Annotated in this window: 2 protein-coding genes and 1 pseudogene; all 3 read right to left on the bottom strand. The window is 23.6% G+C overall.

The features are described 5' to 3' along the window. Positions 1–360, bottom strand: a pseudogene (locus tag A33S_RS12560) (CPBP family intramembrane glutamic endopeptidase); the annotation flags it as partial. A gap of 52 nt (positions 361–412) precedes the next feature. Further along, entirely contained in the window at positions 413–952 is a 540-nt protein-coding gene (locus A33S_RS0110280; RefSeq protein ID WP_017176827.1) for a helix-turn-helix domain-containing protein, read from the bottom strand. Between the two features lie 201 nt (positions 953–1,153). Beyond that, positions 1,154–1,559: CPBP family intramembrane glutamic endopeptidase (locus tag A33S_RS11880; protein ID WP_156093040.1), on the bottom strand; the 406-nt coding region annotated here is incomplete at its 5' end.

Genomic DNA, 1,559 nt, shown 5'->3' with positions numbered 1-1,559 from the left:
ATTAATTAATAAAGGAGTTAATAATTTATAATTCATCCCAAATGAATTATAAAACAGATTAGAATTTATAATATAAGATATTAAATAGATTAAAGTCATAATACTTACCATCATAAGTGGGTAAATAACCCAATGTATAAGCTTACCAATACGTAACGAAAAAAATTCGACAAATCCTTCATTTTTTTTATAAAAATAACTCCAAACAATAATTGCAGATATAGAAGGAAATAACATTATTAAATTTGATAATATGCTTTTATCATTTATAAAATTTAATACTCCTCCAATAACATAAGTAGTTCCAAAAACGATGACTATATAGATTATAAATGGCTTTGTTCTATAATTCGTATTCATAAAAACTCCTTAGTATCTTCTTCTATATTCTTTATAGTTTTAGAGTTGAAATTCAATTCAGAAAAACTGATTTATAATTATACTTTAAATAATTCTTCAAAACTCTAAACGAAATGTAAATCGACTTTTTTAATATAGGAATAGAAAACAAACCTATACAAAAGAAAAATATAGTTAAAGATAGTTGGAAAATATTAAAATCTTGTATATCTTTTATAACAAAAATAATAAAAATCAATGGACTAAAAATCATAGTTAATGATATCCCTAATAACATTATAAAAGAAGCACTAAAAAATAATATGACTAAAGAAAACAAAAATATATTAAAAACTAATGCTCCAAATAAAGCGAAAAAGTTTAATCTTTTCACATTTTGACTCTCCTTATTTTCAAACACTGTATTTTTCACTAAATCATTTAATGATATGTCGTAAATTCTACTTAATTCTTGGATAGCATAGATATTCGGTAATGTTTTACCTTGCTCCCAACGAGAGAGGGTTTGTCTTGTTACATATAATTGTTTGGCTACTTCAGATTGAGTTAATTCTTTTGCTAAACGTGCAGATTTTAACTTCTCAGATAGCATAATTTTTTTCTCCCTCCTTTTCATAACCTTATAATCTCACAATGAATATAAATTAAAAGAAACAACCTTGTTACATTGCTAATTAAACAATTTGTAACAAGGTTATAACATTCTATATTAGATTCTTTGATTTAATAAATTTATAGTAATTGTCCTTTTTATTACCATAATTACTTATTATGGGTAGTGAAAATGTATAGTTTATTCATTTCTCTTTTTTAATTTTATTAATAGAAATATAATCATCAAGAGAAAAGAAAACATAGTAATGACAGATACTGTAGAACCATATTCACCACCAGTTATAAGTATATTGGAACTGTTATAAATATATTCTGCAATACTTTCATTCTCTCTTTTAGTCGTAATATTAAATAATTGTGTAGCGTCAAATAAAAAATGAATTACAATAGAAGCCCATATGGTTCTGTAATAAATAGTTACTAATCCATAAAATATACCAGCAATAAATAAGCCAATGATGATAAGAATGATATTTTTTAAATCATATTGTCCACTCATTAAGTGTAATAAGCTAAATATAATTGAACTAACAATAAGTCCATAGTAAATATTAGTTTTCTTTTCAATCAATCCCATCATGAAA

Source organism: Staphylococcus massiliensis CCUG 55927, assembly GCF_000298075.1.
In the GTDB taxonomy this organism is placed as follows: domain Bacteria; phylum Bacillota; class Bacilli; order Staphylococcales; family Staphylococcaceae; genus Staphylococcus; species Staphylococcus massiliensis.
Note: the sequence above shows the minus strand (reverse complement) of the source record. Positions and strands in the feature narration are given on the sequence as shown.

Bases quoted from the DNA above. Each gene is read 5' to 3' on its own strand.
- A33S_RS0110280 (WP_017176827.1), bottom strand. From the start codon at position 952: ATGCTATCTGAGAAGTTAAAATCTGCACGTTTAGCAAAAGAATTAACT.